The following is an 18,430-nucleotide window of genomic DNA, read 5'->3' on the forward strand; positions in this document are numbered from 1 at the left end:
AGTAATTCTTTTAAAAATCAACGAGTAGGTGTACTGTAAAAATTTCATCTTCCTTCGAATAGAACATTTTGAAATTTTTATCGTAAACATATTTTAGCCGACCTCTTAAGTTCTCCAGTCCCATCCTGTGGCTGTCCAATCCGCAACTTGGAGAACGAACTTTATTGGTCATTGTAATCTTAAAGCCCTCTCTCTGGATACATACACTGATTTTTGGAGGATGGGATAGGCTGTAAGGATCACCATGTTTGTATACGTTGTTGACCAAGGTAAGAAGACATGCTGAAGGAACGATCGACCCGTAGATGTTCCCCATTATATCCCAGATGAAGTTTGATTTCTTGGAGGCAATAGTGTCGCTGATGTCTATGTACTGTTTGGCTATCAAGATTTCATCTTCCAAAATTACCGAGGTCGGGCCATCGGGCCTGCTGGAATCCATAAAATAGCGCATTAAGGAATATAGTTCCAGCAACTGCTTGCGCAATTCAGGACGAATATCCTTTAGCTGATATTCCAGAAATTGGAATATGTTCGCCAGCAGATGCGGTGATACCTGTTGAGCCAAGGTGGTGTATTCGTAACGTCTACGCGATTCACGTTCTTGCTGCTCTTTTTGCATCGACAGAACCTTCAATCGATAAATGTACCCTAGCAGTGCCCAGATCGAAAAGCTCCCGATGAGCTGAAGGTAGGTCTGCATAAATTTATTTAGCTCGAAATCCGGTTTAGAGGTCATGTAGTCGGAATATAATCTGCTGAGGTTCGTCCTCTCGCCAGTGAGGGTGAAGACCCCTATAAAGGTAACCCCATAGATCAACAGGGCCATTCCAATGGCACGTAAGTAATGTTTACGGTACAGATGGACATTTAGACTATAGGATATCCCATAATAGATCAGCATAAAAACAGGCAGGGAATATAGCACGGTCATTATCGAGATGTTCTCGTTCCCCAATCGATTAATACCGAAGAAATATGCCGCATAGATTGTCCATAATATCAAGTGCCGTAATATGGGCTTGTGATTTCGGTTCATGTGGTTAGTTTTTAGGTTGTTGGGTCCCAATCAGGAGATTAAAATTAAACAGAAAAAACGCACATTTGAAAAAAAACCAGAATCTTACGGCGGATTTCCTTTAGCGATCCTAAAGGATCGATAGGTGTATCGATCTAAGATATAGCGCCCTTGCTTCCAGAGGAATGGAATGATACGATCCTCAGCTTCTTGGTCGAAAGGCTCTGAAACGGGGACGGAAGTACGATGGAGGTACAATAGGGCCTCCCAAAAGAACGGACGTTTGTCCAATATTTTGCCGAACGCTCCATAAATTTCCACCGAGGAATCTGCAACAAAATTTTTGCGGTTTTTCCTAGGGGGCAGTTTGTAACAAAATAGGGCCGATTCACCCTCTTTTGCATGGGCGGGATCGGATGCCAGATCTATAAGTACATACGCGGCAATTCCCAGTAGGTAGGAAAAATCTAGGTAACCTGTCCGAACAGGCATTGTGGCATTTAAAAGCTTAACCCTTTGCAGGCCGCGCTCTGAGGGCAATGACAAAGTTCCTTTCGCTCCATCGGCATAAACGAATATGGAGATGTCGTTTGCAACCATCTCCCGCAATTTAAAGAAGAGAGTAGGGTCCTCTGCTTTAAGCAGATGAAGACATGCTCGAGATTCCCCGTGAACACGAGGGATATCCAGGAGCTTCCGGTAGTAATCTGCATATATATCGTATACATCCTGCGACAACAGTACACAGATCGACCTCCCTTGGGCCAGGATCTTTAAAGGAAGGGTACGGTAGGAACCATAATGAAACGAAACGAACAGGGAAGGCCCCTGATCAATAGCGTGTTTCAATCGCTGATTGGTTGTGCCGGCGGTCAGGCCACAGCGCAGGTCCAAGGCAGCCTGTTCGGTGAAGTACTGCTTGAGCTGGTGATAATGGCGGAGGTGGGTTTCTCCGAAGGGAATTCCGCATATATGCTGCAGGTTCGCTGAAAAGTAGGCGAATTCCCTTGATGACTCGGGAGTAAGTTGTTTATAGATTTTTTCGATCGTTTCGGTATTCATGATCATCGATGATTTCTAGAAAGGTACCTAACAGGGAAGATATTGCATAACACCATAATAAAAGGAGGGTTGGCAAGAGGTCAAAAAAAGAGCGCACAGCAAATGGGCTGTGCGCATTGAGTGCCCTAACGGGGAAATACGATGTTGCATTTCGGATCGTCAGGTTCATCTTTTGTCAACTCCATCATCTCCCGAGGGCTTACGGGGTCATCTGACAGGAGGCCATAGCGGTCTAACTGTTGAATCCATTCCATGTTGTGGTTCCTTTAAATTAATAACATGCTCCGATTTCGCATCGGAATAGCGGCTTCAGGCCATGAAGTCTTTCGATATATCATCCCCAAAATGAAGGAAAGCCATTGATAAAACAAAATTGGAAGGTCCGAAATGGGAGTGTTTTCCGGCTAAATGAAAGTAAGGTGGATTTTCCGTTAAAAAAGCGACTTCGAACGCTAAAAATAATGTTTCGAACCTGTTCTGTGGAGGTAAATAACTGAAATACAGTGATTGGCAGTCGTTTGTTAAAAGGGCCGTAACCCACTTTTTAACGGTTAAATTTTTTTTTTAGTAAGCCGAATTGCCGAAAAGTGATTTGGACACTTTAATATGGCACTTGGTATGGAAATATTGTAAACCTATGCCGTTAAACAGCCTAACTGTTGATTTTCGATTTTGCTCCCAAGCTTTAATTACTGAACTTTACGGTGACCAATTCGAAAAGATCTGCCGAAGGAATCAGGATACCCGACCTGATGAATTCCTGCTTCATATTCCCATTTTGGGACTTAGAATTTTAGCCGATACCATACCTGTCAAAAGGTCAAAAGAGAAAGCCCGATTCCTGAGGATTCCTTGAGATAAAGAAGATTTCACTCCTTCAAAAATAGGTGTTCCCGAATTTCTCTCTTTCTATAATTAAAATCGTCCAATCATGAAAGGAATAAAGCCACATACCAGAAAATTTGCCGTCTTCCCCCCGGGGCCGGGGTAAGAAGCGATAAAATTTTAGGCTTAGGGATTATATCTTCGAGCCTTTAGGGAACCATTCGATACACCATACTTTTTAACATCATCAATTATCCAATGAATCAACAATACCATCATCATAGAACAGGACCTCAAGGTATGGTTCCTGAACAGGCATCCGAAAAAGACCGTTTATGGAATTTTTCCTGGATTCCGGCCGCGATCCGTTATTTCTACGTCTTTTTGTTTACCTACACGGGTTTCAGTAAACTTCAGGATATAGGATCCTTCGCAAAAGGATTCAGGAAAGTCCCATTTTTTGCAGGCCATGCCGAGCTTATCGGATGGGGAATTCCAATTCTGGAACTTATGCTAGCGATGGGTATGATCCTGCCCTTTGTAAAAGTCCAAAAGTGGTCCTTGAGAATCTCGGTTGCACTCATGGGTATTTTTACGATCTACCTGTTTTTGATGATTACGTTGGTCAAGGATAAGTTATGCCATTGTGGTGGTGCGATCGGATCATTGGGATGGACGCAGCATTTGGTCCTTAATCTTATCATTATAGGACTGGGGCTGTGGGCTGCCCGAAAGAAAAACTGATTTTCAAACATTAAAATAAACATCATGAATTTTATTAAAAAATTATCCGGTTCGTTCCTGTGGGGACTTGCCGTGATTGGATTGGCACTCTCAACCAGTGCTTTTACAAACTCTGTTAAGGAGCATGGTCAATTTGCTGGAGAGATCTACGTCAACACCTCGAGCACTGGAGAATATGAACAATTATCCTCCCCCAGTCTGTATGACGACAATAACTGTGAGAATACCAGTAATCATGTCTGTTCCTGGATTCGGACGGATGTTCCAGGTAAGGTGCCTAATGATTTTAACGTTGCGCAGGCTGATTCGTTAAAGCTTGAAGGGCTAATCCAGGAAAACAGCAATAAGAAGGGCATTTACCCTGCACCCCAGTAATCTCTGGGTTGTTTTACTGATAACCGGGTAGGGGAAATCCTTTCATTATTGGTAAAAGGAGCGTTCAATTACCTATTGCGCGCTCCTTTAAATATCAGATATTTTTGAAGGCCTTATTTATTATTTCCAAGTAGGGCTTGCTCAATCCTAAAGATCAACTCACGACCCTTTTTTTCATCCGTAGGTCTTGGAGGATTGACCATCATGAGCTCATCATTGGCATTGACCAGCACCATGGTGGGATAGGACGCTATATTATAATGTCTTACAATGGGATGCGAAAGTTTTCCAGGCCCCACCCAGAGTTTTATATCGCGGTCATCGGTATATTTTCCGGACAATATGGAATTTTTCCAGTGTTCTTCCTTTGAATCCACGCAGACGCTGACAAACACCACATTCGGATCGTCTTTGAAGTGTTCCTTTATGGGTTTCATTTTTTTATGTAGCGAGATGCATCCGGAACATCCCGTAAACCAAAAATCAAATAGGACCGCTTTACCTTTAAAATCGGCATTCGTGGTATATTCACCGGATTCATTGATCAGGCGGAACTGGAACGATTTTTTGTTGCTTTTTTTGCTTTCGTAATCTTTTTTGATGTAGGCCCTCAATTCGGGATGATCGATGGATGTGTATAAACGGATATAATTGCTCTCCTCGATGTCCTGTGATATGGTTTTTTGCATATATGCCGCAAAGGCGACCTGGTCATATACCTCCCCATGGAATCTATTAACTGCCACATCAAGAATCAACGCTAAATTTATGTTTATTTTTTTTCCGATTCTTGAGGTCGCCATCCATAGGTCAAAGGTTATCTTTGATAAAAGGTACGAAGCAAAAAATGGAGATTTCCCCATAAAATTGGATACCAATTGATCCTCCTCATACTGAAGGTGATTTTGCAGATAATAATCAATTACATATCTGCTGATCCTGAGATCATTTTTTGCGCTGAAATAACTTGTTCTTAATTCCCAAATCCTTATCAAACCAATGAAGTCGTACAAAATCTGAATTCGGATTGATACGGGTATATCGTGGTAGTGGTTTTCTACCAACATTGTTCCCCGCTTTTCCATTTGATCACATATTGCTTTTAATTTATGGAGAAAATCATGGGTTTTCCCTTCTATGTTTTCCTTGTCATTAAAGTCATATTGGGATTTAATGTTGATCTTTGATGTGCTCAAATCGGATTGAAGTTGGTTCAGCGCTAATTGGCAGTCAAGCATCGCTTCGTTCTCACCTTGAAAAGAAACTTCCTGGGGAGAGATTCGGATGTTCGTGCTGGTGTTGGATTTCAGTAAAAATGGATTTCCTTCAAATGCCCGATAGCTGTCACTTTTGAGTTTGATATCCACCTCGGGAAATCTAAACAATATGTAAAACGTCTGTGAAAGATCGGTCAATTCAATATTAAACAACCCATCTGTTACCTTAACCGTTTTTTCTTCTCCTTTTGCGTAGATGTTATTTTCCTGTACGGGATCCTTTGTGTAGGCAATCGTAAAAGAGTCAATTTTGAATGAAGGGTCTATTTTTCCATGGATTATGGTCTGGGCATGGAGCCCGTTAACTCCAAGTGCAGATATCACATTTAGAAATAAAGTAAGGGTACAGATCCTAAAGAATATGCAATCCGTTTTTCTGTTTATTTTCATCATTATCTATTATTTTGTTCAATTCCACTCCTATTAATCTCATCTTGGGGGATGTTGAATACATATCTCGGGGAATTGGGTTCAAGAGTATATTCTTTATTACCAATAACGCGCTTCAAAACGATGTTTGCCCCTTCCTTATTCAGCCTTTTAATGTCTTCCCATCTCCTGCACCTCCAAATCAATTCTTTCCTACGTTCAAGCAGAACAAATTCTAAGGCAACTTCCTGATTAGGGAACGTGATGGGTACATATGTACCGGTCCTATATCGCTTTATGAGGAGCAGGTTCATTAGATCGGCAGCCTTTTTTATTTCATTTTTTCTGGCAAGGCATTCGGCTTTTATTAACATGATTTCATCTACTGCAACCCCTGTAAAGGGACTTAGGGTAATTCCATTGTAACCTGCCTTCATAATATATTTGCCCTGAACTAGCTCCTTAAAATAAATTGACAATCTTAAATCGTTATCGTCATAAAAATTGATTAAAGTTGAATCAACAAAAACTGTCTGCGTTGTATTGTTGCATCTGGCATTATTATATACGTTGGTCTTCCCGTACATAATAAGTTCGTCATGGGCAGTAGAGAAGGGATATATTGAACTTTCGGATAGCGTATTGTAGTCATTGACTTTATTATACTTTTCTAAAAAAACATCCGCCCATTTTTCTGCTTGACCATATTCCCTTCGATTAAGGTGAATTCGGGAAAGTAGACCATATGCGGCAAGTCTGGTTGGCCTGTTCCGCTGTTCGATCGGTTGACTGTACTGAAGGAAATCCAGAGATTTTGATAAATCCGAAAATATAAGATCATAGCACTCCTGAACTGTTGAGCGCCCGACCGTATAATCGACCGATGCATCATTTCTCAAAGGAATCCCAAGATCCGTTGATTGGGTCTTTGCATCGAAAGGAACGGAGAAATTGGATAATAAATCATAATATGCATTGGCCCTATGGAACAGGGCCTGTCCATAAATGTCCGATAGGCTTTTATCCAGCCTATTGAGGTCGTTATTCTCTTCTATCTTATTTAGGATATTGTTTACATAAAAAATCGTCTGGTAAGGGAAGTTCCAGTCGCCAATATTTACCTCTCCCCCATATATATCTTTATCCCATATGTAGGTGCTTTTCTCCACAGCCGTTCGACTTGAAATCCAGTTTTCCTCAGTTACAATGTAATATTCATCAGCGGACATCTGAGGTAGGACATTGCCAACGCCAACATATTCAAAGTTGTCCAGAAGCCTCTGAAAGTCATCTGGTTTTTCCGGGGTAAAAATATTGCTGTTGGGCTGTTCATCTAAAAATCGATCTGAACAGCCGATCAATAAAAAAGCAATAGTCACTATTCGTATTAGATTTTTCATGTCATTAAAAATTTAATTTAAAGCCCAGAGACCATTCAACCGGTACTTTATATCCTGAAATCAGGTCAGGATTTAGCCCTTTTTTATTTTGTTTCCATAATAGTCCTAAATTTGATGCATAGAGATACATCTGAAGGTTGGACTGTTGACGCTTAAGTGGCTGTAGGCTATATGAAAGTTTAACATCCTGCAGTCGGGCCATTCCACCGGGGATGGAAAGAACTTCAGATGCTTGATAAAAAGCCATCCTATTATAATCTTTAGGATAGGTAAATGCTGGAACGGTGGTCGTTTTCTCGTCCCCTGGTGACTTCCATCTCTGGTGATAATCGGAGAATCTGTATACTCCATCGATTAGGCCATTTGAATTAAATGAATTTCCGATCATCACATAGTTTCCCCATTTATAGAGAACCTGGAAAGAAAGATCAATTCCTTTGTAGGAAAAGCTATTACGAATGCTTCCAAATCGGGTAGGAACTTTCGATCCCAATATATTTATGCTGTTCCTGTCCGTACCGTTCATAATCTCACCATAATCGGTTGAAGGGTTTCCTTGGAGTATCCCCAAAGGATTTCCTGAACCATCTAGTCCATTGGACCTATAGACAACTAAGGAATTTATTGGGTGCCCCACCAAAGGGGTGATTCCAAAGGAGGAAACGATGTCCGTATTAATCCCCGGTTCAATAAAGTATTTGGTCACCTTGTCTCTTACCATGTTAAATATGAAATCTGTTTGAAATTTAAAATCCGGACTATCCATCCAAATGGATTTCAGCTGGAAATCTACCCCCTTGGTTGAGGTGTTGGCCGCATTTCCATAAAAGTTAACTATTCCAACTTGAGGGGCTAGAGGACTATTTCCCATCAGGTCCTGACCGTTTTTCTGAAAATAATCTATCGATCCTGACAGCCGTGACTCCCATAGACTAAAATCCAGTCCAATATTTATGTTTTGAACTTTTTCCCATCGGAGCGTACTGTTTGGAGGATTGACAATTTCATCCATTGGGTACCCCCAAATATTCATTTGCCTAAACAGTTTGGAGGTTAAATAAGCGGTTGTAGATTTATCTATATTTCCATTATATCCATAAGTTGTTCGAAGTTTGAGTAAGTTCAGTGACTTCCAGTTAACTAGCTTCTCAAAGGAATAGGAAGCACCCACTGACCATAAGGGAACACCTTTTAAATTCGCCTGGACACCAAAAACATTTGATTCATCCTTTCTGACACTGGCATTGAGCGTCAGATTATCATCGTAACTGTAGGAGATTAGGCCGTAGACGGATCTGTTGTTGTCCACATTTCGGCCTCTAAGACCACCTTGGCTAATTAATGAGTTTCTTCTGGAGTGGTACAGCTTGTAATAAGAGAAGATATTGACAGGAGAGTAGGATTCCAGATCTTCTTTGTAACCATATAAATTTCCGTAATCTTGAAAATCGCCTCGGTCGGTTCTCCACTCCATACCTAATAGTCCACTGATGGTATGTTTATCTTTGATTCTTTCATTCCAATCCAATTGCACCCTGCCATAATGGGCTTTCTTTTGGGTGGCGTTCTTATTTAATATAGCTCCAAGGGGAATGGGATATGTAACGGTTTGATTTTCATGGTCAACTTGACTGAATTGATTGATTAGGTCTCTCGCCCAGAAGGATTCCTGATTTGATAGGCTGGTATAATCAATCCAGTTCTTATTAAATAGGTAGTTCATACCCAGATTGAAACTTCGATAGATCTTGCCTTTCAATCCCAGTTGAAACCTCAGCTGTTCGTCTTTGGTCCTGGCATGATTTAATTCTTCGCGCAGCTCATCCAATGGCCTATATTTCCAGTCCAGCAAAAGTCCATTTCCTGCCGTATCCGTATAAGACTTACGAAGGCCCGATTTCCTAGGTACCTCTAAGGCGTTTCCCTTGTCGTCAACCAGTTTATCATAAGGATATTTTGGCATGTAACCCTTGGCATTAATAACGCCTACATTATTCTGGGTATACCAAATTTCTGTATTTAACATTATTCGATCTTGTAGGATATTCCATTGGTTGGCATTACGGACATTCAACCTGTCATTCTTGTTGCCGACTTTATCACTGAACGATTGATCAAAGGATCCACTTAGAATATTTTTGAAGTTTGGCGTCCCGGAAGAGATGCTGAATTGCTGTTGGTGCTGAAATAGGTTGCGGTAGAAGTATTTTTGCAGGTCAGTTCGGACGTCGTGGTTCCTATAGGAATCAATTTGGGAATTGGCTTGTTCTTGAGTTATTTCACCAATTCTCAGTTGATTTAAAATATTGACAATCGGAGAAATCTGTTGGTAGGGGACACTAATGTCTCTGTCGAAATATCCCTGGTCGAACAAGAATATTTCGGAATCTATAAAATCACTTGGGGACATTAATTTTTCAGTAAATAAATTGGGCTTCTTCCTAAATAAATAATTAGATGAATACTCTATGGATAGCTTACCCTTTGGTGTTTTTGTCGTAATTACAATCACTCCATTTCCAGACCTTACTCCCCAAATTGAGGCAGCTGTGGCATCCTTTAGCACAGTTATACTCTCAATATCATTGGGGTTAATATTATCTAGGTCACCTTCATAAGGAAAGTTGTCGATTACTATAAGTGGCTTGGTATTGGAAAATATAGTGCTTCTTCCTCTAACGCTAAGACCATCTGGATTACCTGCATTCCTATCAATAAGTAATCCGTTGGTCACTCCATTCAATCTCGATATAAGTGCCATTCCAGGATTGCGTTGTAGGGTTTTGGAATCTACATAAGAAAAACTCCCTGTTGCCCTTTCTTTCGGGATTTTCTGATATCCCGTACTGACAACTTCAACTTCCTCGATTCGATTATCAATAGGATTCAAAACAATCTCTAGGGTTTTAATAGTTGAGGTAATCGTAAAGATTGTATCGTTATATCCTAGGTGGGATATAATAAGTTTATTCGTTGAGGATGGTCCTCTAAGAGAGAATTTACCTTCCATATCGCTTTTAGTGATTAATTCTCCAAGCGTAAGTGTTGCACCGATCAAAGGCCTATTGGTTTGAGAATCTCGAACTGTTCCAGTAATAGTAAATTTCCCATTTGCCCCATGAAGGGGCTCCTGGGCTACTAACTGATTATTAAACAAACTGAAACATATCGTAAATATGGTTATTAAAAGAAATCGAATTTGTACTATAATATTGTTGTGACTACACCTGCGGACATCGGGCGATATTCTAGATATTAAAAGGTCCACAAGCCCTTTTTGATTAACTTGTTGCATTGGTTAAATAGTTATATGAAGATTTGGAGAATCCTAAAAAGGACCATATTCTTCATATGTGAACATTTCTCCCGAGATAGCTCTTAGTTGGATTGTTTGGTTTATAAATGGTTCGAGCGGAGCTAATTCGGAAATAATTAACATATACCAGCCCCTTCCCAGATCGGATTGACCTGCAAACTTTCTGCGGCACGCTTGACAGTATGGAAAAATTAGCCTAGATTTAAATTGTCGAGAAGTAAACCTTGTTACTAACCTTAACAGAGGCAAGTAGCCGTTGTTAGTTGTTTTAAGAAGGTGACTGGTAAAACAGGAAGACTAGAGGGATTTGGCCTGAAACTACGATTCGAAGGGCCCTTTTGTCTCCTGTTATATTGGCCGATACTTATTCTGGCGAACAGAATATGTTCTTGTAAAGAATAGTTTCGGAAAACCATGAACACGGCTCCTTGAGCTGGTTCTTTGGAATCTTGGTTTGCACATTCGTTATCATAATTTTAATTATCTGAAACGACGTCAATGCAGGTAGATATTGCCAATAAAAATAGCAAGAGGCGACCTCACACTTTGAACCCAAGGGGAGCTAACCCTTCATCTTTTTTAAATCTTCAAGATTTAAAAAAAGATGCCGTCAAAGTTTACGTGAAGCCGCCCCAATGCTATATTCCAAAAGTAAGAAACTTTTCTTAAAGCATGGAGCGAACAACACGGTGTTCTCGACGGAAATCTAGCTCTTTTTCGGGTTCGAGAAAACATCGTTTTTATGGCTTTGAAGCCTTATTAACTGTTCACTTTTTCAAAGATAATAAAAAAAATCAATGAACCAATAATTCGGTACAAAAAACTCAAGAAATGCCTACAGCTCTCAAAACAACTTCAATTTATAGGATTGATTATGAATTAATTATTAACATTAAAAAATTCAGAAAAGATCAGGGGTGGTCCCAACGAGAATTAAGTCAAAAGATGGGATTCGTTGAAACATTCGTTGGCAAATGCGAATCATTGGAACAACCTGAAAAATATAACTTACGCCATTTAGGAATTCTAAAAAAGATTTTTGATTTTAAAAGTTTGGACGACTTTTTCCCTCATGGAATACCGAAAGATGAAAAAATAGTAATTCATTACATCAAAAAACCAAAGATTAAAAGTAATGGAACCTTATCAAAGATATTGGAGAACGAAGTGATTAAAATTGAAAAAGTAAATTGTTAGATTATCTTGCAAATAAAAGAATTGATGAGATTATTCTTAACAAGGTTTAATGTAATAAAATATTGATCTGATTCGATTCTTGTTTAGGCTGCTTCACAAGAAGAAGGATTGACTTTATCTCTTTAATACTTTTTATAATGACATATTGCTTTATTAAGACCCCTTTGTTACGAGTCAAAATTAATTAACATAAAATTAATGTAGTACTTTAAATAAATAAAAACGATTATTAATATAATTAAAGGCATATTTTGGTGACATGAAGAACTTATTTATTAGCTTTACGTTGCTCTTTTACCATCCAAACTAATCCAACTTTTTGAAATAAAAATAACAATGAGTACTTTTGTTGCTCACTATTTGATATGTTGGATTCACTCATTACGTCCAAGACTCGTCTAAAGCTATTAATCAAGTTTTTTGTAAACTCGGCTAATAAGGGCTATTTACGTGGAATTGCCGAGGAATTCAACGAATCCACTAACGCAATTAGAAAAGAATTGAACCAGCTGTCAGAAGCCGGTTATCTGATTAAATCCCAGGAAAACAATAAGATCTTCTACCGGGCAAACATTGAACATCCGCTCTTTAAAAGTCTGCAGAATTTAGTTCGTACTTTTTTAGGTATAGATCAGGCAATAGACTATGTGCTGGATAGGACAGGTGATGTGCATCAGGTAGCGCTGTTGGGCGATTATGCCAATGGTATTGATTCCGGGACGATAGAAATTCTAATTACGGGTGAAAATATTGATTCGGCATATTTATTGCAGCTAAGCGGCAAAACTGAAAAATTGTTGGATAAAAAGATTATTTTGTATTTAGATAAGCCGGAAGAGGCTACGCAACAAATAATATTGTATCAAAAAGAAGATTAATTTTATGGAAGAAACCAAAACCCTGCAACATAGAGACTATAACCCTGGGCCTCGAGTTGGGATTACCTTTAGCACTTTTGATTTATTACATGCAGGTCATATTATGATGCTGGCAGAAGCAAAACGTCAATGTGATTATTTAATCTGTGGACTTCAAATGGATCCTACTTTAGACCGTCCTGAAAAGAATAAGCCTACGCAAACTGTTGTCGAACGTTATATTCAGTTGCGCGGATGTGTGTCTGTAGACGAAATTGTACCATATTCAACAGAGCAGGACTTAGAGGATATTTTACGATCCTTCAAATTGGATGTACGGATTGTTGGTGATGAATATAGAGAAAAAGACTTTACTGGTCGAAAATATTGTGAAGATAAAGGCATTGAATTATATTTTAATGGGAGAGATCATCGATTTTCTAGTTCTGGGTTACGAAAAATTGTAGCTGAAAAAGAGAATGAAAAAAACGGAAAGAAGTAGTTTCTATTTTGAATAAGATAGCGGTCATAGGTTTAGGGTATGTTGGTTTACCATTGGCAATCGAATTTGCTAAGTATTTTTCTGTAGTGGGTTATGATATTGATTTAGAAAGAATTGATAAACTTAAAAAAGGGACCGATACAACAAAGGAAGTGGCCTTAAATGATTTAAAAAATGTTCAACTAAAACTTAATCCATTCTCAATAAATCGCATTGAAATTGTTTCAGATTTAAGTTATGATAAATCTGATATAAACAGTAAATCCTTGAATTCTAATAATGGGAACGGAGAAGAAATTGAAACCAATCCAATTGGTCTCTACTTTTCGTCAGATTCTATTGATATAATTGAAGCTAATGTTTTTATTATTACTGTTCCTACACCTATTAATAAATATAACTCACCTAATCTTTCACCATTACAGGATGCAACGAGAGCAGTTGCTAGTATTTTGAAAGTTGGAGATTTAGTAATATTTGAATCCACAGTATATCCTGGTTGTACAGAAGAAGAATGCGTTCCTATTTTGGAAAATAATTCAGGATTAATATTTAATAAAGACTTTTTTGTAGGATATTCACCTGAACGGATTGTCCCTGGGGATAAAATAAACACCTTAACAACCATAAAAAAGGTAACCTCAGGTTCAACCGAATCTATAGCCGAGAAGGTTGACCAACTTTATAAGAAAATAATTAAAGCAGGCACTTTTAAAGCTGCAAGCATTAGGGTAGCTGAAGCTGCGAAAGCTATTGAAAATGCCCAAAGAGATATTAATATTTCTTTTGTCAATGAATTGGCTTTGATCTTTGATCGAATGGGAATAGATACGAATGATGTATTAGATGCTGCTGAGACGAAGTTTAATTTTTTAAAATTTAAACCTGGATTGGTGGGGGGACATTGTATATCTGTCGATCCTTTTTATTTAGCACATAAATCATCTCAGCTAGGTTATCATCCTAACGTTATTCTTTCTGGTAGAAGAGTCAATGATCAGATGGGCAGCTTTATTGCATCAAAAGTGGTTAAGTTAATGACTCAAAAAAATATTCCTATTAAAAAAGCTAAAGCATTAATATTAGGCCTTACTTTTAAGGAAAACTGTTCAGATGTAAGAAATACAAAAGTGATTGATATTTATAATGAATTAATTGAGTATGGCTTAGATGTTGATGTATTTGACCCTATTGCTGATAAGGAAGATGTTCGAAAAAAATACAACATCCCCGATATAAATGATAATTTTAAAATAATTGAAAATAATTATTTAATTAATTCTAAAGGGGTTGAGTATGACGTAATAATCCTTGCGGTGGCACATAAAGAATTTAAAGGCATTAAACTCAAGTTTACCCTAAAAGATTTACATGTTTTATTTGATGTTAAAGGGATTTTACCAAGAGAAATAATAGATGGAAGGTTATAATTAACATTATTTGAAATTAAGAAAATAAAAATATTACCCAATAAATAGTTAAGTAAGAATGAGAACAATTAAAAAAATTACTTGTATTGGCGCCGGTTATGTTGGAGGACCAACAATGGCTGTTGTTGCACAAAAGAACCTAAATGTGCAGGTGACTGTGGTAGATTTAAATCAGGCTAGAATTGACGCTTGGAATGATGAAAATTTAGAGAATTTACCTGTGTATGAGCCTGGATTGGATGCTGTTGTAAAAGAGGCTAGAGGAAGAAATTTGTTTTTTTCTACAGATGTTGAGAAAGCTATTGACGAAGCAGATATGATTTTTATTTCTGTTAATACGCCTACTAAAACCTATGGAAAAGGTAAAGGGCAGGCTGCAGATTTAAAATTTATCGAGCTTTGTGCGAGACAAATTGCGGCAGTCGCAAAGGATGATAAAATTGTTGTTGAGAAATCTACTTTACCTGTAAGAACTGCAGAAGCACTAAAAAGTATTTTAGAAAATACAGGAAATGGTGTAAACTTCCATATTTTATCCAATCCGGAATTTTTGGCAGAAGGAACGGCTGTCTCCGATTTACATAACCCCGATCGTGTACTAATTGGAGGTGAAGACCCTGAAGCTATTGAAGCACTGGTGCAAGTCTATGAAGCTTGGGTACCTCGTGAGCGGATCTTGACTACGAATTTATGGTCATCGGAATTATCGAAGTTGGTCGCAAATGCCTTTCTTGCACAAAGAGTTTCCTCCATTAATGCAATTTCTGAGCTATGTGAAGTAACGGGAGCCAATGTGGATGAAGTATCACGGGCAATTGGATATGATAGTCGTATTGGGGCCAAATTCTTAAAAGCATCAGTGGGTTTTGGTGGATCTTGCTTTCAGAAAGATATACTAAACTTAGTCTACATTGCACGTACTTACAATTTAAATGCTGTTGCAGACTACTGGGAACAAGTTATTATTTTAAATGATCATCAAAAATCTCGTTTTGCTGAAAAGATAATCCAGACAATGTATAATACAGTAAATGGTAAAAATATTACGTTTTTAGGATGGGCATTTAAGAAAGATACTAACGATACCCGTGAATCGGCAGCGATTTATGTAGCGGACCATCTTTTAGATGAGGAAGCATCTATTATTGTTTACGACCCGAAGGTCTCAAAAGAGCAAATATATAAAGATTTAGATTATTTAGGGACTCGTTCTCCAGAGGACAACCGCAGATTGGTAAAAGTTGTTGACGACCCTTACCAAGCTATAAATGATTCACACGCAATAGCTATATTAACTGAATGGGAGGAGTTTAAACATTATGATTGGCAGCTTATTAAAGATGAAATGAAGAAACCTTCATTTGTTTTCGATGGTAGAAAAATCTTAGATAGGAAGAAAATGGAAGAATTAAAATTTGCGTATTACGCAATAGGAGAATAGTTAGTTGGATTGAGATGAAATTATATAACTAAAAAATAAATGATAAATATAAATCCAAGCTAACTCATGTCTTTAAAGAGTACAGCAACATCAGGACTACTTTGGACCATTTCACAACAGTTCGGTTTTCAAGGAATAAATTTTTTAGTACAAATAATACTTGCAAGAGTTTTATTACCCGAGTCATTTGGAATAATTGCTTTATTACAAATATTTATAGCGATAGGTTTAAGTCTTGTCGATTCGGGAATGGCCTCATCATTAATAAGAAATAAAAATGTTGATGATGATGATTATTCAACCGTATTTTATTTAAATATTTTTATATCATTAGTGGTATATTTATTACTTGTTGTTGTATCTCCTTATATAGCAATTTTTTATAATATGCCTATACTTGTAAATATCATAAAAGTTTATTGCTTGAGCTTTATTATAAGTGCATTTTCGATAGTACAAGTTACCCAGTTAACCAAAAAGATGATGTTCAAAGAGCAAATGCTTATGCAGTTACCGTCTTTGATTGTTGCTGGCGTTGTTAGTATATTAATGGCATACAATGGTTGGGATGTTTGGAGTATTGTTGTATATAATTTGCTTCAAAATTTCTTAATGACCTTACAATACTGGATTAAATCAAAATGGAGACCAAAGCGCGTATTTAATCTACAAAAGCTAAAGTACCATTTTAATTTTGGATACAAACTTACGTTAGCGGGATTATTAAATGCAATTTTCGATAATATTTATGGTGTGGTAATAGGTAAATTTTTCTCACCTCAAATACTTGGTTTTTATAATAGAGCGGAGCTATTTCAGTTGTTTCCAGGGAAAAATATTTCTACAGCTGTTGAAAAAGTCACTTATCCTATGTTTGCTGATATTCAGGATGATAATGAGAAGTTAAAGAGATATTATAGAGAAATTTTTGGTTTTGTTGTGTTTTTTCTTACCCCTACTATGGTCATTTTATGCGCAATAGCTGAACCATTTTTTAGGTTACTTCTAACAGAGAAGTGGTCCCCAATGGTGCCCTATTTTCAGGTTTTAACTATTGTTGGAATTTTACATCCATTCCAGAGGTATAATTTAAATATTCTTCGAGTAAAAGGACGATCTGATTTAGTGTTAAAGCTAAATGTTATAAAAAAGATTATATTAACTATTTTAATAATAGTCTCAATTCCGTACGGAATTTACGGTATTCTAGTATCACAATGCGTGTTTGCCATTATATCAGTTTACTTAAATACATTATATTCTTCGAAAATGATTAAATATTCATTAATTGAACAAATCAAGGATGTGATAGGTATCTATATTATCGCGGGATTAGTTGGCGTCTTAATTTATGTTTTGGATAATGTGTTATTAAATGATTTTGCTGATTTTTGGCGAATTTTAATCGGAGTTATTATTGGGTTTGGTACTTATATGTTGGTCGCCTACTTTTTTAAAGTAAGGGCGATTTACAGCTTATTACAATTTATTAAAGAAAGAAGAAAGAAAAGATGAATAATAAAGGGCAAAAGGTGTTTGTGTGCTTGCATGGTGCTAGCCGAAACTACAACTATGGGGATGTTTTGTTAATGGATATCTATAAAAATTGGATTGAAATTAGTGACGAAAGGCATGAGGTAGTTATGGATATGGCCAATGACTATTATGGTAAATGCTTGGGTGTAAAACCAAATATTTCAATTGTTGAGTCTGTAAATAGTGCTGATTTTATTGTTCATGGAGGTGGTGGATATTTCGGGGAACCAAGGTTACCATCACTTAGATGGAGAGTGAAATTTGTTTTACAGCATATGATGCCTGGAATTTTGGCAAGGTTGAAAGGCAAGCCATATGGTTATTTTGGCATAGGTTTTGGGCCGCTAAATAACTGGTTTATTCGAAAGATTGGAATGTATGTAATCAATGGTTCAAAAGTTGTTAGCGTGAGAGATAATGAATCAAAGGAGTATCTCTTACAATATGGATTTAAAGGAACTATTAATGTTGTTCCAGACAGTGCTTTATCAATTCGCTATGGTCTAAATAAATATTCTAAGCATATTAAAGAAAAAAGGACTAAGAATAATATTTTGGCTTTGCATATTCCTTTAGATCCTGGAGTGGATACTCAAAATATTCGCCCTGAATTGATGAAGTTCTTAGAACGGTTAGATAAAGAGATTTTGGAGAGTAAAATTTATTTTTTAGTTGATCATGGATTAGGAAAAGATTGTTATCAATATAAATTTTTTAAAGATTTGTTAGATGAGTTAGGTTTATCTTGGGATATTAAAGAATATTTAAATCCTGACGATACTTTGGAGTTTTTAAGTACTTGTGACAAAGTGATAACTACAAAATTGCACGTTGCAATAACTTCTTATGCATTAGGTGTTACTCCAATTGGGATCTCTAAGCATCCAAAAACTAAAAGATTTTTTAATCAGGTAGGTTTATCAAATTTTCATTTTGAATTATATGATCTTTTAAATAACGAAAAACAAAATGAAATCCTTTCAATCTTAACTGGAGATTTTCAAATTGAAGTTGATAAAGAGTTAATTAATATGTCAAATAAAAATTCTGTTCTATTGAAAGATTTTTTGAATAAGTAACC

General features: G+C 37.2%; 14 protein-coding genes. 9 read left to right on the top strand and 5 right to left on the bottom strand.

All coding sequences use genetic code 11. The features are described 5' to 3' along the window. Positions 1–10: 10 nt before the first annotated feature. Together ACWIB3_RS03495 and ACWIB3_RS03500 are read right to left on the bottom strand one after the other, a co-directional pair. The gene (locus ACWIB3_RS03495) at positions 11–1,039 is read right to left on the bottom strand and encodes a histidine kinase (RefSeq protein ID WP_454290882.1); all 1,029 of its coding nucleotides are present in this window, start codon (positions 1,037–1,039) and stop codon (positions 11–13) included. Positions 1,040–1,123: 84 nt separating this feature from the next. Further along, on the bottom strand, positions 1,124–1,912 hold the full coding sequence (locus ACWIB3_RS03500) for a hypothetical protein (protein ID WP_454290883.1): 789 nt from the start codon (positions 1,910–1,912) through the stop codon (positions 1,124–1,126). Positions 1,913–3,163: 1,251 nt separating this feature from the next. On the opposite strand from ACWIB3_RS03500, the gene ACWIB3_RS03505 reads away from it, so the two are divergent. Beyond that, the gene (locus tag ACWIB3_RS03505; RefSeq protein ID WP_454290884.1) at positions 3,164–3,649 is read left to right on the top strand and encodes a MauE/DoxX family redox-associated membrane protein; all 486 of its coding nucleotides are present in this window, start codon (positions 3,164–3,166) and stop codon (positions 3,647–3,649) included. Positions 3,650–3,673: 24 nt separating this feature from the next. Then, positions 3,674–4,024 (top strand): hypothetical protein, encoded by a 351-nt coding sequence (locus tag ACWIB3_RS03510; protein WP_454290885.1) that lies wholly within the window; start codon positions 3,674–3,676, stop codon positions 4,022–4,024. A gap of 113 nt (positions 4,025–4,137) precedes the next feature. On the opposite strand, the gene ACWIB3_RS03515 is transcribed toward ACWIB3_RS03510, so the two are convergent. The 3 genes from ACWIB3_RS03515 to ACWIB3_RS03525 are packed head-to-tail and all read right to left on the bottom strand — an operon-like array spanning position 4,138 to position 10,227. After that, positions 4,138–5,694 (bottom strand): TlpA family protein disulfide reductase, encoded by a 1,557-nt coding sequence (locus ACWIB3_RS03515; RefSeq protein WP_454290886.1) that lies wholly within the window; start codon positions 5,692–5,694, stop codon positions 4,138–4,140. After that, the gene (locus ACWIB3_RS03520) at positions 5,694–7,070 is read right to left on the bottom strand and encodes a RagB/SusD family nutrient uptake outer membrane protein (protein WP_454290887.1); all 1,377 of its coding nucleotides are present in this window, start codon (positions 7,068–7,070) and stop codon (positions 5,694–5,696) included. The genes ACWIB3_RS03515 and ACWIB3_RS03520 overlap by 1 nt, the downstream gene beginning before the upstream one ends. Before the next feature lie 4 nt (positions 7,071–7,074). Beyond that, positions 7,075–10,227, bottom strand: coding sequence for a SusC/RagA family TonB-linked outer membrane protein (locus ACWIB3_RS03525; RefSeq protein WP_454290888.1), 3,153 nt, complete (start codon positions 10,225–10,227; stop codon positions 7,075–7,077). A gap of 990 nt (positions 10,228–11,217) precedes the next feature. Between ACWIB3_RS03525 and ACWIB3_RS03530 the strand changes: the two genes are divergently transcribed. The 7 genes from ACWIB3_RS03530 (at position 11,218) to ACWIB3_RS03560 (ending at position 18,428) form a co-directional block, all read left to right on the top strand. Continuing rightward, on the top strand, positions 11,218–11,583 hold the full coding sequence (locus tag ACWIB3_RS03530; protein WP_454290889.1) for a hypothetical protein: 366 nt from the start codon (positions 11,218–11,220) through the stop codon (positions 11,581–11,583). A gap of 365 nt (positions 11,584–11,948) precedes the next feature. Beyond that, positions 11,949–12,461: an ArsR family transcriptional regulator gene (locus ACWIB3_RS03535; protein ID WP_454290890.1), complete on the top strand. Its 513-nt coding sequence runs from the start codon at positions 11,949–11,951 to the stop codon at positions 12,459–12,461. Between the two features lie 4 nt (positions 12,462–12,465). After that, positions 12,466–12,942: an adenylyltransferase/cytidyltransferase family protein gene (locus tag ACWIB3_RS03540; protein WP_454290891.1), complete on the top strand. Its 477-nt coding sequence runs from the start codon at positions 12,466–12,468 to the stop codon at positions 12,940–12,942. 8 nt (positions 12,943–12,950) lie between these two features. Next, entirely contained in the window at positions 12,951–14,372 is a 1,422-nt protein-coding gene (locus tag ACWIB3_RS03545) for a nucleotide sugar dehydrogenase (protein WP_454290892.1), read from the top strand. Between the two features lie 58 nt (positions 14,373–14,430). Further along, a complete protein-coding gene (locus tag ACWIB3_RS03550) occupies positions 14,431–15,813 on the top strand; it encodes a nucleotide sugar dehydrogenase (RefSeq protein WP_454290893.1) in 1,383 nt (460 codons plus the stop codon). Positions 15,814–15,879: 66 nt separating this feature from the next. Beyond that, entirely contained in the window at positions 15,880–17,328 is a 1,449-nt protein-coding gene (locus tag ACWIB3_RS03555; RefSeq protein WP_454290894.1) for a lipopolysaccharide biosynthesis protein, read from the top strand. Beyond that, complete coding sequence (locus tag ACWIB3_RS03560) at positions 17,325–18,428, top strand: polysaccharide pyruvyl transferase family protein (RefSeq protein ID WP_454290895.1); 1,104 nt, start codon at positions 17,325–17,327, stop codon at positions 18,426–18,428. The genes ACWIB3_RS03555 and ACWIB3_RS03560 overlap by 4 nt, the downstream gene beginning before the upstream one ends. The last annotated feature ends 2 nt before the right edge of the window (positions 18,429–18,430 follow it).

The organism is Sphingobacterium sp. NPDC055431 (assembly GCF_053644255.1).